Origin of the sequence: Burkholderia sp. MSMB1835 (assembly GCF_001526365.1) — a bacterium.
Taxonomy (GTDB): Bacteria; Pseudomonadota; Gammaproteobacteria; order Burkholderiales; family Burkholderiaceae; genus Burkholderia.
In genome coordinates this window covers 162,354-180,559 of sequence record NZ_LOYP01000052.1, presented here as the reverse complement: position 1 = coordinate 180,559, position 18,206 = coordinate 162,354, and the positions used below count along the sequence as shown (strand labels likewise).

Here is an 18,206-nt window from a genome sequence, read left to right as displayed (position 1 = left end):
CGATCTTGAACGGAGCAGCACCTCATGCTGAAAATTGTCCGGCTCGCGCTCACGCGGCCCTATACGTTCGTCGTACTGGCGCTGCTGATCCTGATCGCGGGCCCGCTCGCCGCAGTCCGAACGCCGATCGACATCTTCCCGGACATCCGCATCCCGGTGATCAGCGTCGTCTGGAACTACGCCGGACTGCAGCCGGACGACATGTCCGGGCGCGTGATCACCTACTACGAGCGCACACTCGGCACGACGGTCAACGACGTCCAGCATATCGAGTCGCAATCGTTTCGCGGCTACGGCATCGTGAAGATCTTCTTCCAGCCGACCGTCGATATCCGCACCGCGACCGCGCAGGTCACCTCGATCTCGCAGACGGTGCTCAAGCAGATGCCGCCCGGCACCACGCCGCCGCAGATCCTCAACTACAACGCGTCGACCGTGCCCGTGCTGCAGATCGCACTGACCAGCAACACGCTCGACGAACAGAAGCTGGGCGATTACGCGGTCAACTTCATTCGGCCGCAGTTGCTGTCGGTGCCGGGCGTCGCGATTCCGACGCCGTATGGCGGCAAGACGCGCGAAGTCCAGATCGACCTCGATCCGCAGGCGCTGCAATCGAAAGGGCTGTCGGCGCAGGACGTCGCGCACGCGCTCGCGCAGCAGAATCAGATCATCCCGGCCGGCACGCAGAAGATCGGCCGCTTCGAATACAACATCAAGCTCAACAACAGCCCGCTCGCGCTCGACGCGTTGAACGACCTGCCGATCAAGTCGGTCGGCGGCACGACGATCTACATCCGTGACGTCGCCCACGTGCGCGACGGCTACCCGCCGCAGGGCAACATCGTGCGCGTGGACGGTCACCGCGCGGTGTTGATGAGCATCCTGAAGAACGGCTCCGCATCGACGCTCGACATCATCGCGGGCGTGAAGGCGAAGCTGCCGCTGGTCGAACAGACGCTGCCGCCGGGCCTGAAGCTCGTCACGATGGGCGACCAGTCGACCTTCGTGAACGGCGCCGTCAGCGGCGTGGCGCGCGAAGGCATCATCGCGGCCGCGCTGACCTCGCTGATGATCCTGCTGTTCCTCGGCTCGTGGCGCTCGACGCTGATCATCGCCGCGTCGATCCCGCTGGCCGTGCTCTCGGCGATCGCGCTGCTCGCGGCCACCGGCGAAACGCTGAACGTGATGACGCTCGGCGGCCTCGCGCTCGCGGTCGGGATCCTCGTCGACGATGCGACGGTGACGATCGAGAACGTGAACTGGCACCTCGAACAGGGCAAGGACACGCGCACCGCGATCGTCGACGGCGCGAAACAGATCGTGATGCCGGCGCTCGTCTCGCTGATGTGCATCTGCATCGTGTTCGTGCCGATGCTGATGCTCGACGGCATCTCGCGCTTTCTGTTCGTGCCGATGGCCAAGGCGGTGATCTTCTCGATGGTGTCGTCGTTCGTGCTGTCGCGCACCTTCGTGCCGATGCTCGCGCAATATCTGCTCAAGCCGCATGCGTCGGCCGGTCACGCATCGGGCGAACTGGCCGCGGTGATGGACCCGCACGCGGGCCACGCTGGCGCGCACGACGTCCCGCCGTCGCGCAATCCGCTGGTGCGGTTCCAGCGTGCGTTCGAGCGCCGCTTCGAGTCCGTGCGCGCGTCGTACCGGATCCTGCTGGGCCTCGCGCTCACGCGCCGCAAGCCGTTCGTCGTCGCCTTCCTCTGCATCGTGGCCGCGTCCTTCCTGCTCGCCCCGTCGCTCGGCCGCAATTTCTTCCCGACCATCGATTCCGGCGAGATCGCGCTGCACGTGCGCGCGCCGGTCGGCACGCGTGTCGAGGAAACCGCCGCCGAGCTCGACCGCATCGAAAACACGATTCGCGGCGTGATTCCGCCCGCGCAATTGCGCGAAGTAATCGACAACATCGGCTTGCCGAACAGCGGGATCAACCTGACCTACAACAACAGCGGCACGCTCGGGCCGCAGGACGGCGACATCCTGATCTCGCTGTCGCGCGATCACGCGCCGACCGCCGACTACGTGCACACGCTGCGCGAACGCCTGCCGCGCGCCTATCCGGGCACCACGTTCTCGTTCCTGCCCGCCGACATCGTCAGCCAGATCCTCAACTTCGGCGCACCGGCCCCGGTCGACCTGCAGGTGGCCGGCCCCGACCAGCAGGCCAACCTCGCTTATGCGCGCGAGTTGTACCGCAAGCTGCGCCTGATCGCGGGGGTCGCCGACCCGCGCATCCAGCAGGCCAGCACCTATCCGCAGTTCACGGTGACGGTCGACCGCACGCGCGCCGACCAGCTCGGCATCACCGAGCAGGACGTGACGAACTCGGTGGTCGCGACGCTCGCCGGCACGAGCCAGGTCGACCCGACCTACTGGCTCAATCCGCGCAACGGCGTGTCCTATCCGATCGTCGCGCAAACGCCGCAGTACAGGATGACCACGCTGTCGGCGCTGCGGAACCTGCCGGTCACCGGCGCGAACGGTCAGTCCCAGCTGCTGGGCGGCCTGGCCACGATCACGCGGGGTGTCGGCAACGCGGTGGTGTCGCACTACAACATCGAACCGCTGTTCGACATCTACGCGACCACCCAGGGGCGCGACCTCGGCGCGGTCGCGGCCGACATCGACGATATCGTCAAGGCCACCGCGAAGGACGTGCCCAAGGGCTCGACCGTCACGCTGCGCGGCCAGGTGCAGACCATGAACGGCGCGTTCGCCGGCCTGCTGCTCGGCCTCGTGGGCGCGATCGTGCTGATCTACCTGCTGATCGTCGTGAACTTCCACTCGTGGGCCGACGCATTCGTGATCGTCTCGGCACTGCCGGCGGCGCTGGCCGGCATCGTATGGATGCTGTTCACCACGCATACGCCGCTGTCGGTGCCGGCGCTGACCGGCGCGATCCTGTGCATGGGCGTGGCCACCGCCAACTCGATCCTCGTCGTCAGTTTCGCGCGCGAGCGCCTGGCTGAAACGGGCAACGCGCTCGCCTCCGCGCTCGAAGCCGGTTTCACGCGTTTCCGCCCGGTGCTGATGACCGCGCTCGCGATGATCATCGGCATGGCGCCGATGGCGCTCGGCCTCGGCGACGGCGGCGAGCAGAACGCGCCGCTCGGCCGCGCCGTGATCGGCGGCCTCGCGTGCGCGACGATCGCGACGCTGTTCTTCGTTCCCGTCGTGTTCAGCCTCGTGCATCGGTGCGACGCGCTTAAGCACGACGCGTCCCGCGCTTCCTCCCCTTCCGCGTCCGGAGCTTCCCATGTCCACTGAGATCGATATCAAGTCGCCGAAACGGCTGCCCAACCTCAAGCTCGTCGCCACGCTCACCGCGCTGATCGCGGTCGGCATCGTGGCGACCGGCATCGTCGGCCGCGCGCACGCGAAACAGGAAATGACCCGGTGGTCCGCCGAACAAGCGGTGCCGACCGTGGTCGCGTACACGCCGTCGACCGGCGGCGACGGCTCGACGCTCGAGCTGCCCGGCCACCTGTCCGCGTTCGAGCGCGCGCCGATCCACGCGCAGGTGTCGGGCTACCTGCATGCGTGGTACGCCGACATCGGCGCGCACGTGAAGTCGGGGCAGTTGCTCGGGCTGATCGATACGCCCGAACTCGACCAGCAACTGCAGCAGGCGCGCGCCGACCTGCAGAGCGCGCTCGCCGACGAGAAGCTTGCCGCGTCCACGGCCGCGCGCTGGACCAGGATGCTCGCGCAGGATTCGGTGTCGCAGCAGGAAACCGACGAAAAGACCAGCGACCTCGCGGCCAAGCAGGCGATCGTCGCCGCCAACGAGGCCAACGTGCGACGCCTCGACGCGCTCGAGGCATTCAAGCGTATCGTCGCGCCGTTCGACGGCGTCGTCACCGCGCGCAAGACCGACATCGGCCAGTTGATCTCGGCCGGCGGCGGCGCCGGCCCGGAGCTGTTTGCCGTGTCCGACGTCCACCGGATGCGCGTCTACGTGAGCGTGCCGCAGAACGAGGCCGCCGCGATCCGTCCCGGCATGACGGCCACGTTGACCGTGCCGGAGCATCCGGGCGAGACCTTCCGTGCGACGCTCGCCGACACCGACGACTCGATCGCCGATTCGACCGGCACGCTGCTCGTGCAGTTGATGGTCGACAACCCTGCAGGCAAGCTGATTCCCGGCGAATACACCGAAGTGCATTTCGCGCTGCCGGCCGGCAGCACCCATGCGTTGACGATTCCGGCCAGCTCGCTGATCTTCCGGCAGGCCGGCCTGCAGGTCGCCGTGGTCGGCAAGGACGATCGCGCGGTATTCAAACCCGTGACGATCGCGACCGACCTCGGTACGCACGTGCAGATCGCGACCGGCCTCGCGCCGGACGATCGCGTGATCGACAACCCGCCCGACTCGCTCGCGGCCGGCGACCCGGTCAGGCTCGCGGCGCCGGCCCGCACCGTCGCGTCGGCCGCGCGCGATACGGAGCGTGCGCATGGCTAACCGGCTTCGGCTCTGCGCGCTGCTCGCCGGCGTCGCGTTTCTGTCCGCGTGCTCGTTCGCGCCCGCCTATCACGCGCCGCAGACGGCGCTGCCGGCCAGCTTCAAGGAAGCGGACGGCTGGCAGGCCGCGCAGCCGGCCGACCGCATCGCGCGCGACGGCTGGTGGAAGGCATTCCGCGATCCCGTGCTCGACCGGCTCGAAGCGCAGGTGAGCGTGGCCAACCCCGACGTGGCCGCGGCCGTGGCCCGCCACGACGAAGCGGCCGCGCTGTTCGATCAGGCGCGCTCGGGGCTGTTCCCGACCATCGGCCTCGGCGCGCAGGTCTCGAGCAACCGTCAATCGGCCACGCGGCCGCTGCGCGGCTCGAACCAGCCGAACGTCTATGGCGCCGACACGCTCGACGCCGGCTTCGACTACGACCTCGACTTGTGGGGGAAAGTCCGCAACGCGGTCGCGGCCGGGCGAGCCGACGCCCAGGCGAGCGCCGACGATCTCGCGTCGGTGCGGCTGAGCCTGCAGGCGAGCCTCGCAAGCGCGTACTTCAGCCTGCGCGGGCTCGATCAGCAACAACGGCTGCTGACCGACACGATCGACACCTACCAGCGCGCGCTGCGCCTGACGATGAGCCGGCACGCGGGCGGCATCGCGTCCGACCTCGACGTCTCGCGCGCGCGAACGCAGCTCGATGCGGCCCGCGCGTCGGCCGAGGACGTCCGGGCGCGGCGCGCGCTCTACGAGCACTCGATCGCGACGCTCGCGGGCGTGCCGGCGTCGTCGTTCTCGCTGACGCCGGATCTGAATGCGGCGTATCTGCCGACGATCCCGACCGGCATTCCCGCAACGCTGCTGCAGCGGCGTCCCGACGTGGCGGCCGCCGAGCGGCGCATGGCCGCCGCCAACGCGAAGATCGGCGTGGTGCGCGCGGCGTTCTTCCCCGACATCACGCTCGGGCTGGTCGGCGGCTATCAGAGCTCGGGCCTCGGTCACTGGCTCAGCGCACCGAACGAGATCTGGTCGATCGGGCCCAGCCTCGCGCTGACGTTGTTCGACGGCGGCCGGCGCCAGGCGCTCACCGACCAGGCGCGCGCACAGTTGGCCGAGAACGGCGCGAAATACCGCGTGGTGGTGCTCGACGCGTGCCGGCAGGTGGAAGACAACCTCGCACTCACGCACCACCTCGGCGACGAAGCCGATCGCGAGCAGGAGGCGCTCGACGCGGCCGAACGCACGTTGCAGCTGTCGATGTCGCGCTATCGGGACGGCGTCGTCAGCTATCTCGACGTGGTGACGGCGCAGGCCACCGAGCTGGATACGAAGGTCGCGATGCTGGAGCTGAACACGCGCCGGCAACTGGCGGCGGTGGGGTTGATCGCCGCGCTGGGCGGCGGGTGGTCGTCAGATGAAGCCGCGGCCGATACGCAAGCACCGGCCGCGCTGCCGGCTCGTTCAACGAACTGAATCCTTCGCGACATGGACGAGGCGTGTCGCATTTCAAGGCACCCGCCGCAATGACGGGTGCCGTTTTTTTTACGCCGGACTGGCGGCTCAGAACTTGTGGCGGATGCCGGCTGCGACCACGGCCTGACGATCGTTGTCTGACGCTGCCAGGTTGAAGATCCCTGCGTTGCCGAGCACCGCGACGCCGTCGGCGCCTGTCACGCGCTGGTACACGCCTTCCAGATAGAGGTCGGTGCGGCGCGACAGCGCATAGTCGGCCTGCAGCATGAACTGGTTCCACTTCGGCGCGATGCTGTGGCCCGCATCGTCGAAGCGGCCCTGCGTGAACGTATAGGCGCCGCCCAGCGAGAAGGCCGGCGTGACGAAGTAGCGTCCGTTCAGTTCGTAGTTGCTGAAGGTCAGCAACTGGCCGTTCACACGGCCGTATGCGCCGCCCTGCGACAGCTCGCGCGGGTCGTTCAGGATCGTTCTGGTGTAGACCACGCCGATCGACGCATGGTCGAACGCATAGTGCGCGCCGGCGCCGAACGTGCGCCAGCGGCCGCCGGCCAGCATCGCGTCGCCATCCGAACTGCTCAGCGAACCGCCGGTGTTCTGCGGCGCGTTCACGCCGCCCGGCTGGTTCGACTGCAGGTACGCGACGGCGAGGTCGACCGGGCCGTTCGCATACTGCGCGCCGACGCTGTATGCGTTGTCGTTGCTGAACCCGCCGCCCTGATTGCTGAAGCCGTACGCGCCGCCGAACGTGAAGCCGCCGTAGTTCGCGCTGCGGAACTTCACCGCGTTGTTCATCCGCGTGTCGTTGGCGAGGTTGTCGTTGTCGTACGGATGATCGGCGAGGTTGCCGCCAAACCCCGACCCCGTCGCCGACAGCGGCGCGACGAAGTCGACCAGGAAATCGTATTGGCGACCGAGCGTGACCGTGCCCCACTGGCGGCTCGCGAGGCCGACCCACGCCTGGCGGCCGAACTCGTCGCCGCCATTGCCGAACTTGCCGTTCGCGACGTTGAAGCCGTTCTCGAGCGTGAACACGGCGGCCAGGCCGCCGCCGAGATCCTCGTTGCCGCGCAGCCCCCAGCGCGACGTGCTGACGTTGCCGCTCTGCAGGCCGTAGACGGGCCCCGCGCCAGCGGCCGATTTCTGGTTGCTGATGTAGTCCAGGCCCGCGTCGATCGTGCCGTACAGCGTCACGCTGCTCTGCGCATGCGCCGAACTCGCCAGCAGGCACGCGACGGCTGCCGGAATTGCCAGATATTTCTTCATGATGGTTTCGTTGGAGTGGATCGGTCTGCTCGCATCGCCGGCCCGCGCGACATCGCCGCTCGTGCGCGATGCGATGGCGCCCAATTTAGGCAGCGGGCATGACAGCGCCGTTATCGAAACGGCCCGAAAAATGAAACCTGCTTCATCTTGACGACATCCCGGTTTCACGTCCCCGCGAATGCGCGTCGGTGCATGAATTTCTTTTCACGTTGCGTATGCCGATCCGCTAACACCCCTCTTCTATGCTTGTCCTCAACCCGGGCGCGATGCCGATATCGACACGCCACGCCCCGGGGATATGCCCATTCGATCATCATGAGGACTCCAAACATGAAAACCGCCAACATCGTCGTCGCCGCCATGCTTGCGGCAATCGGCACGCTGTCCGTTCCCGCGTTTGCCCTGACCGGCAGTCAGCCGATCCGGATGTCGCCGGCCGCCACCAAGGACGGCACGCCCGGCACTCAGGCCGCCGGCCAGTGGGTGCCGCCCTACGGCCAGCCGATCCACGAGAAGACCCGCGCCGAGGTCCATGCCGAGCTCGTGCAGGCCGAACAGGACGGGCAGCTCAAGTACCTGAACTCCACGCTCTATTCGCATTGATGAGTGCGACCGTGCGGCCGGGCGCGCTGCCCGGCTCACGCCGGCTGTTCCCCGAATTACCCGCCATCCATGAAGCTGCTTCCCCTGCTCGCCCGTTCAGCCCGTCTCACGCTCCTCGCGATCGCCGCCGGCGTCATGTTGTCCGCCTGTGCCTCCGCGCAGCCCGACGGCCCCGGCAATTGCGTCGGCCCGCCCGACTTCTGCGTGCCCTTCTTCGGCGCGTAAACGCACGACGGCGCACGACGGGCGCGCTGCCGCCGGCAGGGCGCCCGTCGCGTCGGTTGCGCGGCCGACACCGCGCGTTCATGCGTCCGGCAGCGTCACCTGGTAGCCATAGCGGCTCACCGTATCGATGCGGACGTCGGGCAGATGCCGCGCGAGCTTACGGCGTAGTCGCGACACCACGAGATTGACGCTCGACGGATCGACATCCTCCTTGTCCTGCCATACATACCGAATCAATTGGTCGCGCGGCACCGGCGCGTTCGGATGGCGCATCAGGCATTCGAGCAACAGGAATTCCCGGCGCGTCACGGCGAGGCGCAGCTTGCCGTCCTTGAGCTCGCGCGCGAGTGTCCCGACCGCAGACGCACCCGCGATCGAACGACCCGCATCGCGCGGCCCGGCCAGCCGCTGCAACGCCTCCAGGCGTTCGTGCAGCTCGATGAACGAATACGGTGCGCAGAAACATGCATCGGCGCCCGCGCGCAACATATGGATGCGTTCGCGCGCCGACGCCTCGCCGATCAGCACCACGAGCGCGGCGCCGCCGCCGTCGGCAACGAAACGCGGCAGCATCCCGAGCAACGCAGCCTCGCCGCCGGGCTCGAACGCAGTCGCGACGAGCGCGTCGAACGCCTCCTGCGACGCGAGGAACAGGCCGTCGCGCGGATCGTCGGTGCGCTGCACGCTGTGCCCGCTTTCCTGCAGCGCCTTGTGCAGCCACGACGCTTCCGGATGCGGCGAAGTCACGAGCAGGATGCGCATCGTCAGGCGGCCTTGCGGATGCAACATGCGATCGCGTGCAGCGTCGTCCCGACGGCCGTCATCCCAGTGACCTCGGCCAGCATTCGATCGTCACGCGCGTGCCGGGCGCGGCATTGCCGATCCGCAGCGTGAAATCGTGCACGTTGACGACCGTCGACACGATGCTCAGGCCGAGGCCGGCCCCGGCGAGATGCCCGGTGCGGCGGCTGCGGTACCGATACCGCAGCACCGCGTCGCGTTCGTCGGCTGCGATGCCCGGGCCGTTGTCGATCACGTCGATGCGCGGACCGGACGGCGTGTCGTGAAGTTCCAGGCGCACCGTATCGCCCGCCGTCGTGTACTTGAGCGCGTTGTCGAGCAAGTTGCTCAGCGCCTCGAACAACAGCGCGCGATCGCCGTGAATCCGCGCCACCGGCTCGACGGACTGCACGAAGTGGATCGCGCGGCTGTCCGCGAGCGGTTCGAACAACTGCGCGACGTCCACGACCAGATCCTCCAGCGACAGCTCCGCAAATCCGCCGCGCCGCTGCAACGAACCGATTTCGGCGATACGCAGCATCGCCCGGAAACGATCGAGCAACACGTCGGCCTCGTTGCGTGCACGCGAGACGAGACGCGCCAGCACGGCATCGTCGAGCCGCTCCGCGCGCTGCGCCGCCTGCGCGAGCAGCGTGTGCACGTGTGCAAGCGGCGTCCGCAAGTCATGCGCGATGCCGTCGCAGACGCCCTTTACCTCGTTCATCAGCCGCTCGATCTCCTCGAGCATGTGATTGACGAGATGGGACAGCAGATCGATCTCGTCGTGTCCGCCCACCGGCAGCCGCTGGCCGAGATCGCCCTGCGCAATGCACTGGGTGATGTGCCGAACTTCCTTCAGACGCCGCATTTGCCGCACGCTGAGCATCAGGCCGCCCACGACGCCCGTGCCAAGACAGAGCAGCCCGCCGCCGACCAGCGCCTGGATGATCGCCGCGCGGATTCGCAGGATGTGCGTGAGGTCGCGTCCGAGCACCAGCACGTCGCCGTTTGCGCGCCGCTCCGCCATCGTGCGGACGACCGGCGGCACCTGGTCTCCCGCGATCGGCATCGTATGATCGAGCGTCACGCCGCTGCGGTTCGGCTGCAGGCCGGCGGGCAACGCCAGCACATCGCCGGCAATATGCGTGCCGTCCGCGGTGAAGAGCCCGTAGTAGTTGGTATGCATCCGCTCGTGCTCGATCCGGTGCAGGATCGCGGCAGCAAGCTGGTCGTCCCGTATCGAATCGAAATAGATCATCTGCCAATCGATCACCGTGTCGGTTTCCCGCTCCATGTCGTGCGTGATCACCGATGCGATGAAACCGAGCAGCAGCATGACCGACACGGAGAACGTGACGGCATAGACCGACACCAGCCGAAACGTACTCGAGTACCAGCGTCGCGCGGGTGCCGGCTGGACTTGATGGGCGGCGCACGCCGCGGTAGCCGGTTCAGCCAAGGCGATACCCCGCGCCGCGTACCGTCTGGATCATCTGCTTCGCATCGGGGGGATCGATCTTCTTGCGCAACCGGCCCATGTGCACTTCGATCAGGTTCGTGCCGGGATCGAAGTGATAGCCCCATACGGCCTCGAACAACATCGTCCGCGTAATGGTTTGCCCGGCATTGCGCATCATGTATTCGAGCACGCGATACTCGGTCGGCAACAGCGCGATTTCTTCGCCGTCGCGGAACGCCTTGCGCGAGATCAGGTCGAGCTTGAGGGGGCCGACGACCAGCGTCGTGTCGAACGGAGCCGGCGCGGCCTGGCTCCGGCGCAGCAGCACCTCCAGGCGCGCGGCCATTTCCTCGGGATCGAACGGCTTGGTCAGGTAGTCGTCGCCCCCCGCACGCAGCCCGCGCACCCGTTCGTCGACATCGCCGAGCGCGCTCAGCATCAGCACGGGTGTGCGAACCCCGACGCTGCGCATCGTGGTCAGGATCGTGAGGCCGTCGACGACCGGCAGCATCCGGTCGAGCGTGATCACGTCGAACTCGTTGCCGAGCGCGCGCGCCATCCCGTCGCGCCCGTTCGCCACCCATTCGACCGTAAAGCCGCGCCCCTCCAGCGCCCTGACTATTTCGTTCGCGGCGATTTCGTCGTCCTCGATCGTGAGGACGTGCGCGATGGCCGTACGCTCCTCGGCCAGCGTGTCACGCGAGACGGGCTCGTTGCCCGGGGAAGCGGATGATGCCATGTACGATTCTCGTCTTCGTCGAAGGGACGTATGCGCGTCGATATCCGACGACCGAACGCGCTCGTGCAGAGCTTATGCGCGCACGCGTAAAAGATGCACATCGGCTTCGTGAAGAAAGTTTCATATCCGGCAGCATGGCGTCCAGGCCGTCTTCGATCCTGTCCGGTGCGCCGTCGCAACGGAGGCCGGGAACGGCGCGGCATGCGGGCCTTTGCGACACGATGCCGTACCGCGACCATCCATGCGCACCGGCCGGCGCGACCAGCTAAGAACCGAGCGCCGCAACGCGCGATCAGCGCGGGCGAGATCGTGTGCCCGATCCGTCCGCACGATGCGATGCGAGATCGCGTGCGGCGTCGATCGCGCGATCCGTCCGTTCGGCTTTCGCATGCGCGAGCGTCACGTCGGCGATCGCGAGCCCGGTTCCCTGCACCTTCGCGAACGCCGGCAGCGACGCACACATCAGCGCGACCAGTCCAGTCGTCACGACCGTCGATTTCATTGCATTCCCCCAGGGTGTACCGCGCGGCGCACGGCATCGATCGATTCGTCGCTCGACGATACGCCGCAGCGCCTAACCATCCGGAAACACGCACATGAAGGATTCTTTAGATTCCCATGCGGCAGCCGAGGCATGGACGGATCCGCGCGTGCCTAAAACATCTTTCATCATCGCGCTGCCGTTTAGCTAGTCCGGCGTGCCTAATCTTCGTCTCGCGGCCGACGCAGGCATCCTGCCGTACGGCCTCTACCCAACGCTATCCAGGAGCCGAAGATGAATCATCCCGTCCGTTACGTCGTCTGCGCCGCCATGCTCGCACTGAGCGTCTGCGCGCATGCCGAGACGACGCTCACGTCGGCGCAATGTCATGACTATCCGTTCGTGCATACGAAAGGCCCGGTCTCCCACCGGCAGCTCGTCAACGAACTGAACGAGCTGGAGTCCGTCGGTTACAACCCGTCGTCCGGCGACGAGAGCAGCTATCCGGACGACATCGATTCGGCACAGGCGCGCCTGATGCAGAAGTATCAGCACGATTGTGCCGGTGCAGCCCATACCGTCGCGTCGAACGGCAACTGATTCCTTTGCGGCACACGTTCTCCGAGTTTGCGCGCGAGCCTCGCGGCCGCGCGCATTTTTTTGGGTTGATGCGACCCGATCGTCGACGGCACGCGCGACCGTTTCCTCGTACGCTTTGCCCCGACATTCCGTTCCGATATGTCGACGTGTCACGCGAATAAAATCTTCATGTCAACCGGCGAAAAACGGAAAACGACACATCGCAAAGCGTTCGATACGCCAGACGACTCCAAAGCACCCCTATCTTTGCGCGTGACGCCCATCGCCGCACGAGACTTTCGAATACTGAAAGAGAGTCTTTCCATGCACGTTGCGGCGCCCGCTTTTCCTCTGCCTACACTGCCTCGTCCGCCGAGATCGCATTTCGGGACGACATCGACGTCAGCGCCATCCGGCGCCGACTACCCAACCACACCATCAGGGCAACGAAATGAAACGTCAATCGATGAAACCGTGCTGGTTCGCATTCGCGCCGGCACTCCTGCTCGCCGGTGCGGCGCACGCCCAGCAGAGCATCACGCTATACGGGCTGATAGACGAAGGACTCAACTTCACGAGCAACGCAGGCGGCCATCGCGCCTGGCAGATGTCGAGCGGAGACACATTCGGCAGCCGATGGGGCTTGAAAGGCAGTGAAGACCTGGGCGGCGGCGACAAGGCCATCTTTCAGCTCGAAAACGGCTTCAACGTGAACAGCGGCAAGCTCGGTCAGGACTCGAGCATGTTCGGCCGCCAAGCGTTCGTGGGCCTGTCGTCTTCACGGTACGGCACGCTCACGCTCGGACGCCAGTACGACACCAGCGTCGACGCGCTCGGCTTCGGCGGTATCACGGCGGCCGGCAACTGGGCGGGCGACATCGCTACCCCCCCGTTCGACAACGACAATACGGACTGGGATTTCCGCGTCGACAATGCCGTCAAGTATGTCACTCCGACATACCGCGGACTCACGGCGGAAGCGATGTACGGCTTCAGCAACCAGCCCGGCGGATTCTCGGACAATCGCGTCTGGGGCGCCACGCTGAACTACCAGAGCGGCAACCTGACCGCGGCGGCGTCCTACCTGAAGCTCGACAATCCGGGGCTCGCCGCGGGTGGCGCGGTCAACGGTGGCGATCTCTTCAACGGGTCGTCCCAGCAGGACATCGGCGTAGCGGCTTCCTACCAGTTTACGCACGTACTCGTCGGCGCCGCGTGGTCCCATGTCGATGTCTACAACCCCACCGGCAATGCATGGATCGACGATTCCACCCTGCAGAACGGCGCGACGTGGAATGCGTGGAAATTCGACAACTTCGAACTCAATGCTCAGTACTACTTCACTCACGCCCTATGGCTGGGCGCGTCCTACACGTTCACCATCGCGCATCTGTACACGTCCGACACGAAATATGTCCCCAAGTGGCACCAGATCGGCATGATGCTCGACTATGACCTGAGCAAGCGCACTTCGCTGTATCTGCAAGGTGCGTGGCAGCATGTCGTCAGCGCTCGTACCGGCACCGGCTTTGACGAAGCGCAGATCGTGGACGCATCGGCTGCCGCGTCGTCCGGGCCGAACCAGATGGTTTATCGAATCGGCATGTTGCATCGCTTCTAGCCGGCGAGACGCCCGCACCGGAACCCGCTCGGCGCGGCTTCGGTGCGGGCGCCGGCATGTCGATCGGCATGCGATGCGATTCATCTTCATGAATTCGCTCGCTTACACGCGGGCACACGTACTCAGTCCTCGTGCGGGATGCCTTCGATCGGACACGCCGGCGTGCCGGGCGTAGCGCGCGTCAGCGCTTCGACACGGCGGCGCGTGCGCATCGCCGGCCCGGCGTCTGCGTCGCATGAATGCCCGGCGGGGACTACCCGATGTCCATCACTGCCTTGCCCGACTGGCGGCGCTCCTCGAGCGCGGCATGCGCTTCTTCGACGTTGTCCAGCGTGTAGCGCCCGTTGATTTCGACATGCAACGCTCCCTGCGCGATGGCGGCGAACACGTCGTCGGCCCGGCGCTGCACGGTGACCGCGTCGGCGAGATGATCGGCGAGCCGCGGGCGTGTCAGGAAAAGCGAGCCGGCTTCGCCGAGTTCGTAGGGATCGAAATCGCGGATCGGGCCGGTCACCGAGCCGTAGTTGACGACCAGCCCGCGCACGCGGGTCGCGCGGAGGCTGTCGCGCAAAGTCGTCTTGCCGACGGCATCGAACACCACGTCCACGCCGCGACCGTCGGTCAGTTCGCGGATGCGGTCCGCGAAGCCGCCGTTCTCGTAGAGCAGCACGTGATCCGCACCGCGCGCACGCGCGATCGCGGCCTTGTCGGCCGTGCTCGTCGTGGCGAACACTTCGACGCCCCGCCGCTTCGCCAACTGCACCAGCAACTGGCCGATACCGCCCGAGGCCGCATGGACGAGGCAGGTCATGCCGGCTTCGAGCTTCCCGACGTCGTCGAGCAGATAATGCGCGGTCGAACCCTGAAAGATCGCTGCTGCGGCGAGATCGTACGCAATGTCGTCCCGGATGCGTGCGAGCCGCGCGGCGGGTACGACTGCATACTGGGCGTATGCCCCCCAGACGATGCACCACGCGACACGATCGCCGGTGCGCACGGATGTGACGCCCGCCCCCACCTCGACGACCTCCCCTGCGCCTTCCATGCCGAGCGTGCACGGAATCCGCACGGGATAGCTGCGCGAATCGCGGTACTTCCCCTGCCGCGTATGAACGTCCATGAAGTTGATGCCGGCCGCGACCACACGCACCAGCACTTCGCCCGCGCCCGGCTTCGGCACGTCGATATCCACTCGACGCAGCACGTCGGGGCCGCCGTATTCATGAATCTGAATGGCTCGCATGAGCACGTCTCCTTCGTTTGATCACGTTCGAACGACATGCGCGCGCCGTCGCGGCGCATCGACGAAACGGTGCGTCGACGCGGGGCGGCACGACATCGGCATCGACGTCGGCGACGCTTGCGCGCACGGCATTCAGGCCTGCATCTCTTGTTCCCACCAGCCGCGCGTGTTCACGTCCGCAGCGGCGGCGAGCGCTTCCAGCTCGGCGATTTCGTCGGCGGCAAGCGCGATGCGGCTGGCTCGAACCAGGCCATCGACATGATCGGGCTTCGTCACGCCGACGATCGGCGTCGTTCCCTTGGCGATGGCCCAGGCCGTCGCGACATCGGACGCTGCTGCCCCGCGCGTCCGCCCGATCGCGGCGAGTGCGTCCGTCAGCGCTTTCAGCCGAGGCAGCATGCGATTGTAGGTCTGCGCCCGGTTGCTGCCTGCCGGCAAAGGATGCGCCGGACCGTACTTGCCGCTCAGCGCGCCCTGCTCGAGCACCATATAGGCGAAGAACGGGATGCCGCGATTGCGGCAATAGTCGAGGATGCCGGCGCGTTCGGAATCGCGGTAAAGGAGACTGTAGTGGTTCTGGATGGCTTCGACCCGAAACCCGGCTTCGCCGAGAATCCGGTCGGCGTGTTCGATTTCGCTCAGGTCGTGATTCGAGACGCCGACGTGCCTGATCTTCCCGCTCTCGAGCAGCGGAATCAGGTGCGGCGTCCATCGCGCCACATCGGCCGGATTGTGAATCCAGTAGAGGTCGATGTAATCCGTACCGAGGCGGGCGAGACTCTGCTGCAGCATGTCCGCCACCGGATCGGCGCCGGTTCCCGCGGCCTGCGGGGTGAATTTCGTGGAAAGCCGGTAGTCGCTGCGCGCGAAGCGCCTCAGCACTTCGCCGAGTACGGTCTCCGAACGGCCCATCCCGTACACCATGGCGGTGTCCCAGAAGCCGAATCCGGCCGCATGGGCCTTGTCGGCGACTGCTTCCAGGCCAGCCCGGGTGAGGCTGCTGCCGAAGTAGCCATCGCCTGCCTCGCCGCTGTCGCCCCAGGCCCACGTGCCCAGCGCGATCGTGGGTGTCATCGGATTGTCGGTAGTCATGTCGGATCCCTGTTCGTCTGGCGACCGGGTTTGCCGTGCCCCGGCTGCCACGAACACTATGCTGTACCGCGCCGCCGAACCGTGAGCCTGATACCCCGAAATAGCTGCACGATCCTCCGGAATCAGGTTCGCATTGCCGCCTTCCCGCGTGGCATGCGATAGTCGGACGCATGGAAACACTGACCGAAATCGCTTCCGTCATTGCCCGGCATATCTCGACAGATGGCTTCGAGGCCACCCCGATCGCGCGCGTGACGCTCGTTCGATCGTCCACGGTGACGATGCCGATGCCGAATGTCTACCGGCCGCAACTCTGCCTCGTCGCGCAGGGACACAAGGAGGTCACGCTCGGCGAGCGCATCTTCAAATACGCACCGGGGCGCTACGGGGTCGTGACCTATGACCTGCCGGCAACGGGCCGCGTGGTCGACGCGACGCCCGACAAACCCTACCTGTGCCTGTACCTCGATTTCGATCCGGTCATGCTGGGGGACCTCGCACTGCGCGTGCCTCCGCCGCCGGACGCGCCCTCTCCGTCGATCGGCAAGACGGTGTCCGACGCCGGCGCCGGCCTGCTCGACGCGGCGCTGCGCCTGTTGCGCCTGCTCGACGATCCGGCCGGGCTGCCCGTGCTCGGGCCGCTTGCCGAGCAGGAAATCCTCTATCACCTGCTCGCCGGCCCCGACGGCGCCAGGATGCGCCAGATTACCGCCAGCCAGGGCCGGGTGGCTCAGGTCGGTCGCGCGATCGCATGGCTCGGCAAGCATTTCCGGGAACGGTTCAGCATCGAGCGGCTTGCCGCGGAAGCCGGCATGAGTCCGTCGAGCCTGCACGAGCATTTTCGCGCCGTGACGGCGATGACGCCGTTGCAGTTTCAGAAGCAACTCAGGCTGCAGCAGGCGCGCAGTCTGATGCTGGTGCACGACATCGACGTCACGACCGCCGCGTTCCGCGTGGGTTACGAGAGCACGTCGCAGTTCAGCCGCGAATATCGCCGTCATTTTGGAGAGTCGCCGGCACGCGACATCGCTCGCCTGCGCGCTTCGGCGGATTTGGCAACGGTCACTTGAGTTGGAAATGGCTTCGCACGCCGCGCACCGCGCAACAACGGGCGTGGCGCGTCGCAACACGGGATGATCGCGCCGGCGAATTCGTGTGTCGTACGCACGAATTGACAGCCCCCGTCGGCGCACTGAAACTGAGCATCCCTTTCCATCGCGGCGATCACGGAATGAATTTCGAGATATCGGACTTGCGGGCCTTCGTGGCGACGGCCGACCTCGGCAGCTTTCGCGCGGCGGCCGACACACTGCATCTGTCGGCGTCCGCGCTGTCGCGCCGGATCGAAAAACTCGAGGAGGTGCTGGGCGTCAGACTGTTCGAGCGAACGACGCGGAAGATGGACCTGACGATCGTCGGTCGCGGGTTTCTCGAGCGCGCGCACCGCATCCTCAACGAAGTCGACAACTCGATGCTCGAGTTCGACGATCTTGCACGCAAGATGACCGGCGAACTCACGGTCGCGTGCGTGCCGTCGGCGGTGCGCTACTTCCTTCCGGAAACCATTGCGACCTATCATCAGCGTTATCCGGGCATTCGCCTTCGTCTCATCGACGAGCCGTCGTCGATGGTTTTTCTCGCGGTCGCGCGTGGGGAAGCCGATTTCGGCCTGACTTACGTCGGCACCGAGGAGCCGGACATCGAATTCACGCCACTGCTCGACGACCCTTTCGTGCTCGCCTGCCCGCGCAGTCATCCGCTTGCAAAACGCAAATCCGTCGCCTGGGCGGAGCTCGCCAGCCTCGAGTATCTGGCCATCGCACAAGGCAGCGGCAATCGCGCGCTCATAGACGAAGCGCTGGCAGGCGCCGCCGACCGGCCCAAATGGTTCTGCGAGGTACGCCATGTACCCGCGCTCGTGAGCCTGATCGAAGCGGGGCTGGGTGTCGGCGTCGTGCCCCGGCTCGCGATGCCCCGCGGCCCGCACAAGGTACTGGCCAGCGTCGCGCTCGTCGATCCGCCGATCCGGCGAACGCTGGGTGTCATCCAGCGGCGCGGCCGCGGTCTGTCCTCCGCTGGCCGCTTCTTCCTTCAGCTGTTGACGGAGATGCGAGCGCCCGGTATGCCGCCCGCAAGCACTGCCGCATAGGCGAAGCGCCGGCCCCGACTCGAGGCGGCCCGGCAAGGT

The 18,206-nt window shown here is 66.5% G+C and carries 16 protein-coding genes and 1 pseudogene; 9 read left to right on the top strand and 8 right to left on the bottom strand.

What is annotated here, in order from left to right:
- The first annotated feature begins 24 nt into the window (after positions 1-24).
- Genes WS96_RS24890 through WS96_RS24880 form a run of 3 tightly spaced genes read left to right on the top strand, consistent with a single transcriptional unit; the run spans position 25 to position 5,933 of the window.
- On the top strand, positions 25-3,279 hold the full coding sequence (locus WS96_RS24890) for an efflux RND transporter permease subunit (protein ID WP_059836143.1): 3,255 nt from the start codon (positions 25-27) through the stop codon (positions 3,277-3,279).
- The gene (locus tag WS96_RS24885; protein WP_059836141.1) at positions 3,269-4,474 is read left to right on the top strand and encodes an efflux RND transporter periplasmic adaptor subunit; all 1,206 of its coding nucleotides are present in this window, start codon (positions 3,269-3,271) and stop codon (positions 4,472-4,474) included. The genes WS96_RS24890 and WS96_RS24885 overlap by 11 nt, the downstream gene beginning before the upstream one ends.
- Complete coding sequence (locus tag WS96_RS24880) at positions 4,467-5,933, top strand: efflux transporter outer membrane subunit (protein WP_059836139.1); 1,467 nt, start codon at positions 4,467-4,469, stop codon at positions 5,931-5,933. Before WS96_RS24885 ends, WS96_RS24880 begins: the two co-directional genes overlap by 8 nt.
- 87 nt (positions 5,934-6,020) lie before the next feature.
- Here the strand turns inward: WS96_RS24880 and WS96_RS24875 are convergent, their stop codons facing one another.
- The gene (locus WS96_RS24875; protein ID WP_059836489.1) at positions 6,021-7,196 is read right to left on the bottom strand and encodes a porin; all 1,176 of its coding nucleotides are present in this window, start codon (positions 7,194-7,196) and stop codon (positions 6,021-6,023) included.
- 330 nt (positions 7,197-7,526) lie between these two features.
- Between WS96_RS24875 and WS96_RS24870 the strand changes: the two genes are divergently transcribed.
- Both WS96_RS24870 and WS96_RS34135 read left to right on the top strand, forming a co-directional pair.
- The gene (locus WS96_RS24870) at positions 7,527-7,799 is read left to right on the top strand and encodes a DUF4148 domain-containing protein (RefSeq protein ID WP_059836137.1); all 273 of its coding nucleotides are present in this window, start codon (positions 7,527-7,529) and stop codon (positions 7,797-7,799) included.
- A 69-nt stretch (positions 7,800-7,868) separates the two neighbouring features.
- On the top strand, positions 7,869-8,024 hold the full coding sequence (locus WS96_RS34135; protein WP_179949981.1) for a hypothetical protein: 156 nt from the start codon (positions 7,869-7,871) through the stop codon (positions 8,022-8,024).
- A 78-nt stretch (positions 8,025-8,102) separates the two neighbouring features.
- Here the strand turns inward: WS96_RS34135 and WS96_RS24865 are convergent, their stop codons facing one another.
- The 4 genes from WS96_RS24865 to WS96_RS24850 form a co-directional block, all read right to left on the bottom strand.
- Entirely contained in the window at positions 8,103-8,786 is a 684-nt protein-coding gene (locus WS96_RS24865) for a response regulator transcription factor (protein WP_059836488.1), read from the bottom strand.
- Between the two features lie 58 nt (positions 8,787-8,844).
- Entirely contained in the window at positions 8,845-10,176 is a 1,332-nt protein-coding gene (locus WS96_RS24860; protein ID WP_257128057.1) for a HAMP domain-containing sensor histidine kinase, read from the bottom strand.
- A gap of 79 nt (positions 10,177-10,255) precedes the next feature.
- Positions 10,256-10,933, bottom strand: coding sequence for a response regulator transcription factor (locus WS96_RS24855; protein WP_059836485.1), 678 nt, complete (start codon positions 10,931-10,933; stop codon positions 10,256-10,258).
- Between the two features lie 361 nt (positions 10,934-11,294).
- Positions 11,295-11,489: a hypothetical protein gene (locus WS96_RS24850; RefSeq protein WP_236872702.1), complete on the bottom strand. Its 195-nt coding sequence runs from the start codon at positions 11,487-11,489 to the stop codon at positions 11,295-11,297.
- Between the two features lie 288 nt (positions 11,490-11,777).
- On the opposite strand from WS96_RS24850, the gene WS96_RS24845 reads away from it, so the two are divergent.
- A complete protein-coding gene (locus WS96_RS24845) occupies positions 11,778-12,083 on the top strand; it encodes a DUF4148 domain-containing protein (protein WP_059836132.1) in 306 nt (101 codons plus the stop codon).
- Positions 12,084-12,513: 430 nt separating this feature from the next.
- Entirely contained in the window at positions 12,514-13,683 is a 1,170-nt protein-coding gene (locus WS96_RS24840) for a porin (protein ID WP_059836130.1), read from the top strand.
- 122 nt (positions 13,684-13,805) lie between these two features.
- Here the strand turns inward: WS96_RS24840 and amiE are convergent.
- The 3 genes and pseudogenes from amiE to WS96_RS24830 form a co-directional block, all read right to left on the bottom strand.
- A pseudogene (amiE, locus tag WS96_RS34930) lies at positions 13,806-13,964 on the bottom strand (aliphatic amidase); the annotation flags it as partial.
- Positions 13,937-14,926, bottom strand: a complete 990-nt coding sequence (locus WS96_RS24835) for a quinone oxidoreductase family protein (RefSeq protein WP_059836128.1) — start codon at positions 14,924-14,926, stop codon at positions 13,937-13,939. The gene WS96_RS24835 and the pseudogene amiE, both read right to left, overlap by 28 nt.
- 132 nt (positions 14,927-15,058) lie before the next feature.
- Positions 15,059-16,018 (bottom strand): aldo/keto reductase, encoded by a 960-nt coding sequence (locus tag WS96_RS24830; RefSeq protein WP_059836126.1) that lies wholly within the window; start codon positions 16,016-16,018, stop codon positions 15,059-15,061.
- A gap of 170 nt (positions 16,019-16,188) precedes the next feature.
- On the opposite strand from WS96_RS24830, the gene WS96_RS24825 reads away from it, so the two are divergent.
- Positions 16,189-17,088 carry an AraC family transcriptional regulator gene (locus WS96_RS24825; RefSeq protein ID WP_059836124.1) on the top strand — a complete coding sequence of 300 codons (900 nt, stop codon included), beginning with the start codon at positions 16,189-16,191 and terminating at the stop codon, positions 17,086-17,088.
- 161 nt (positions 17,089-17,249) lie between these two features.
- On the top strand, positions 17,250-18,167 hold the full coding sequence (locus WS96_RS24820; protein WP_059836122.1) for a LysR family transcriptional regulator: 918 nt from the start codon (positions 17,250-17,252) through the stop codon (positions 18,165-18,167).
- The last annotated feature ends 39 nt before the right edge of the window (positions 18,168-18,206 follow it).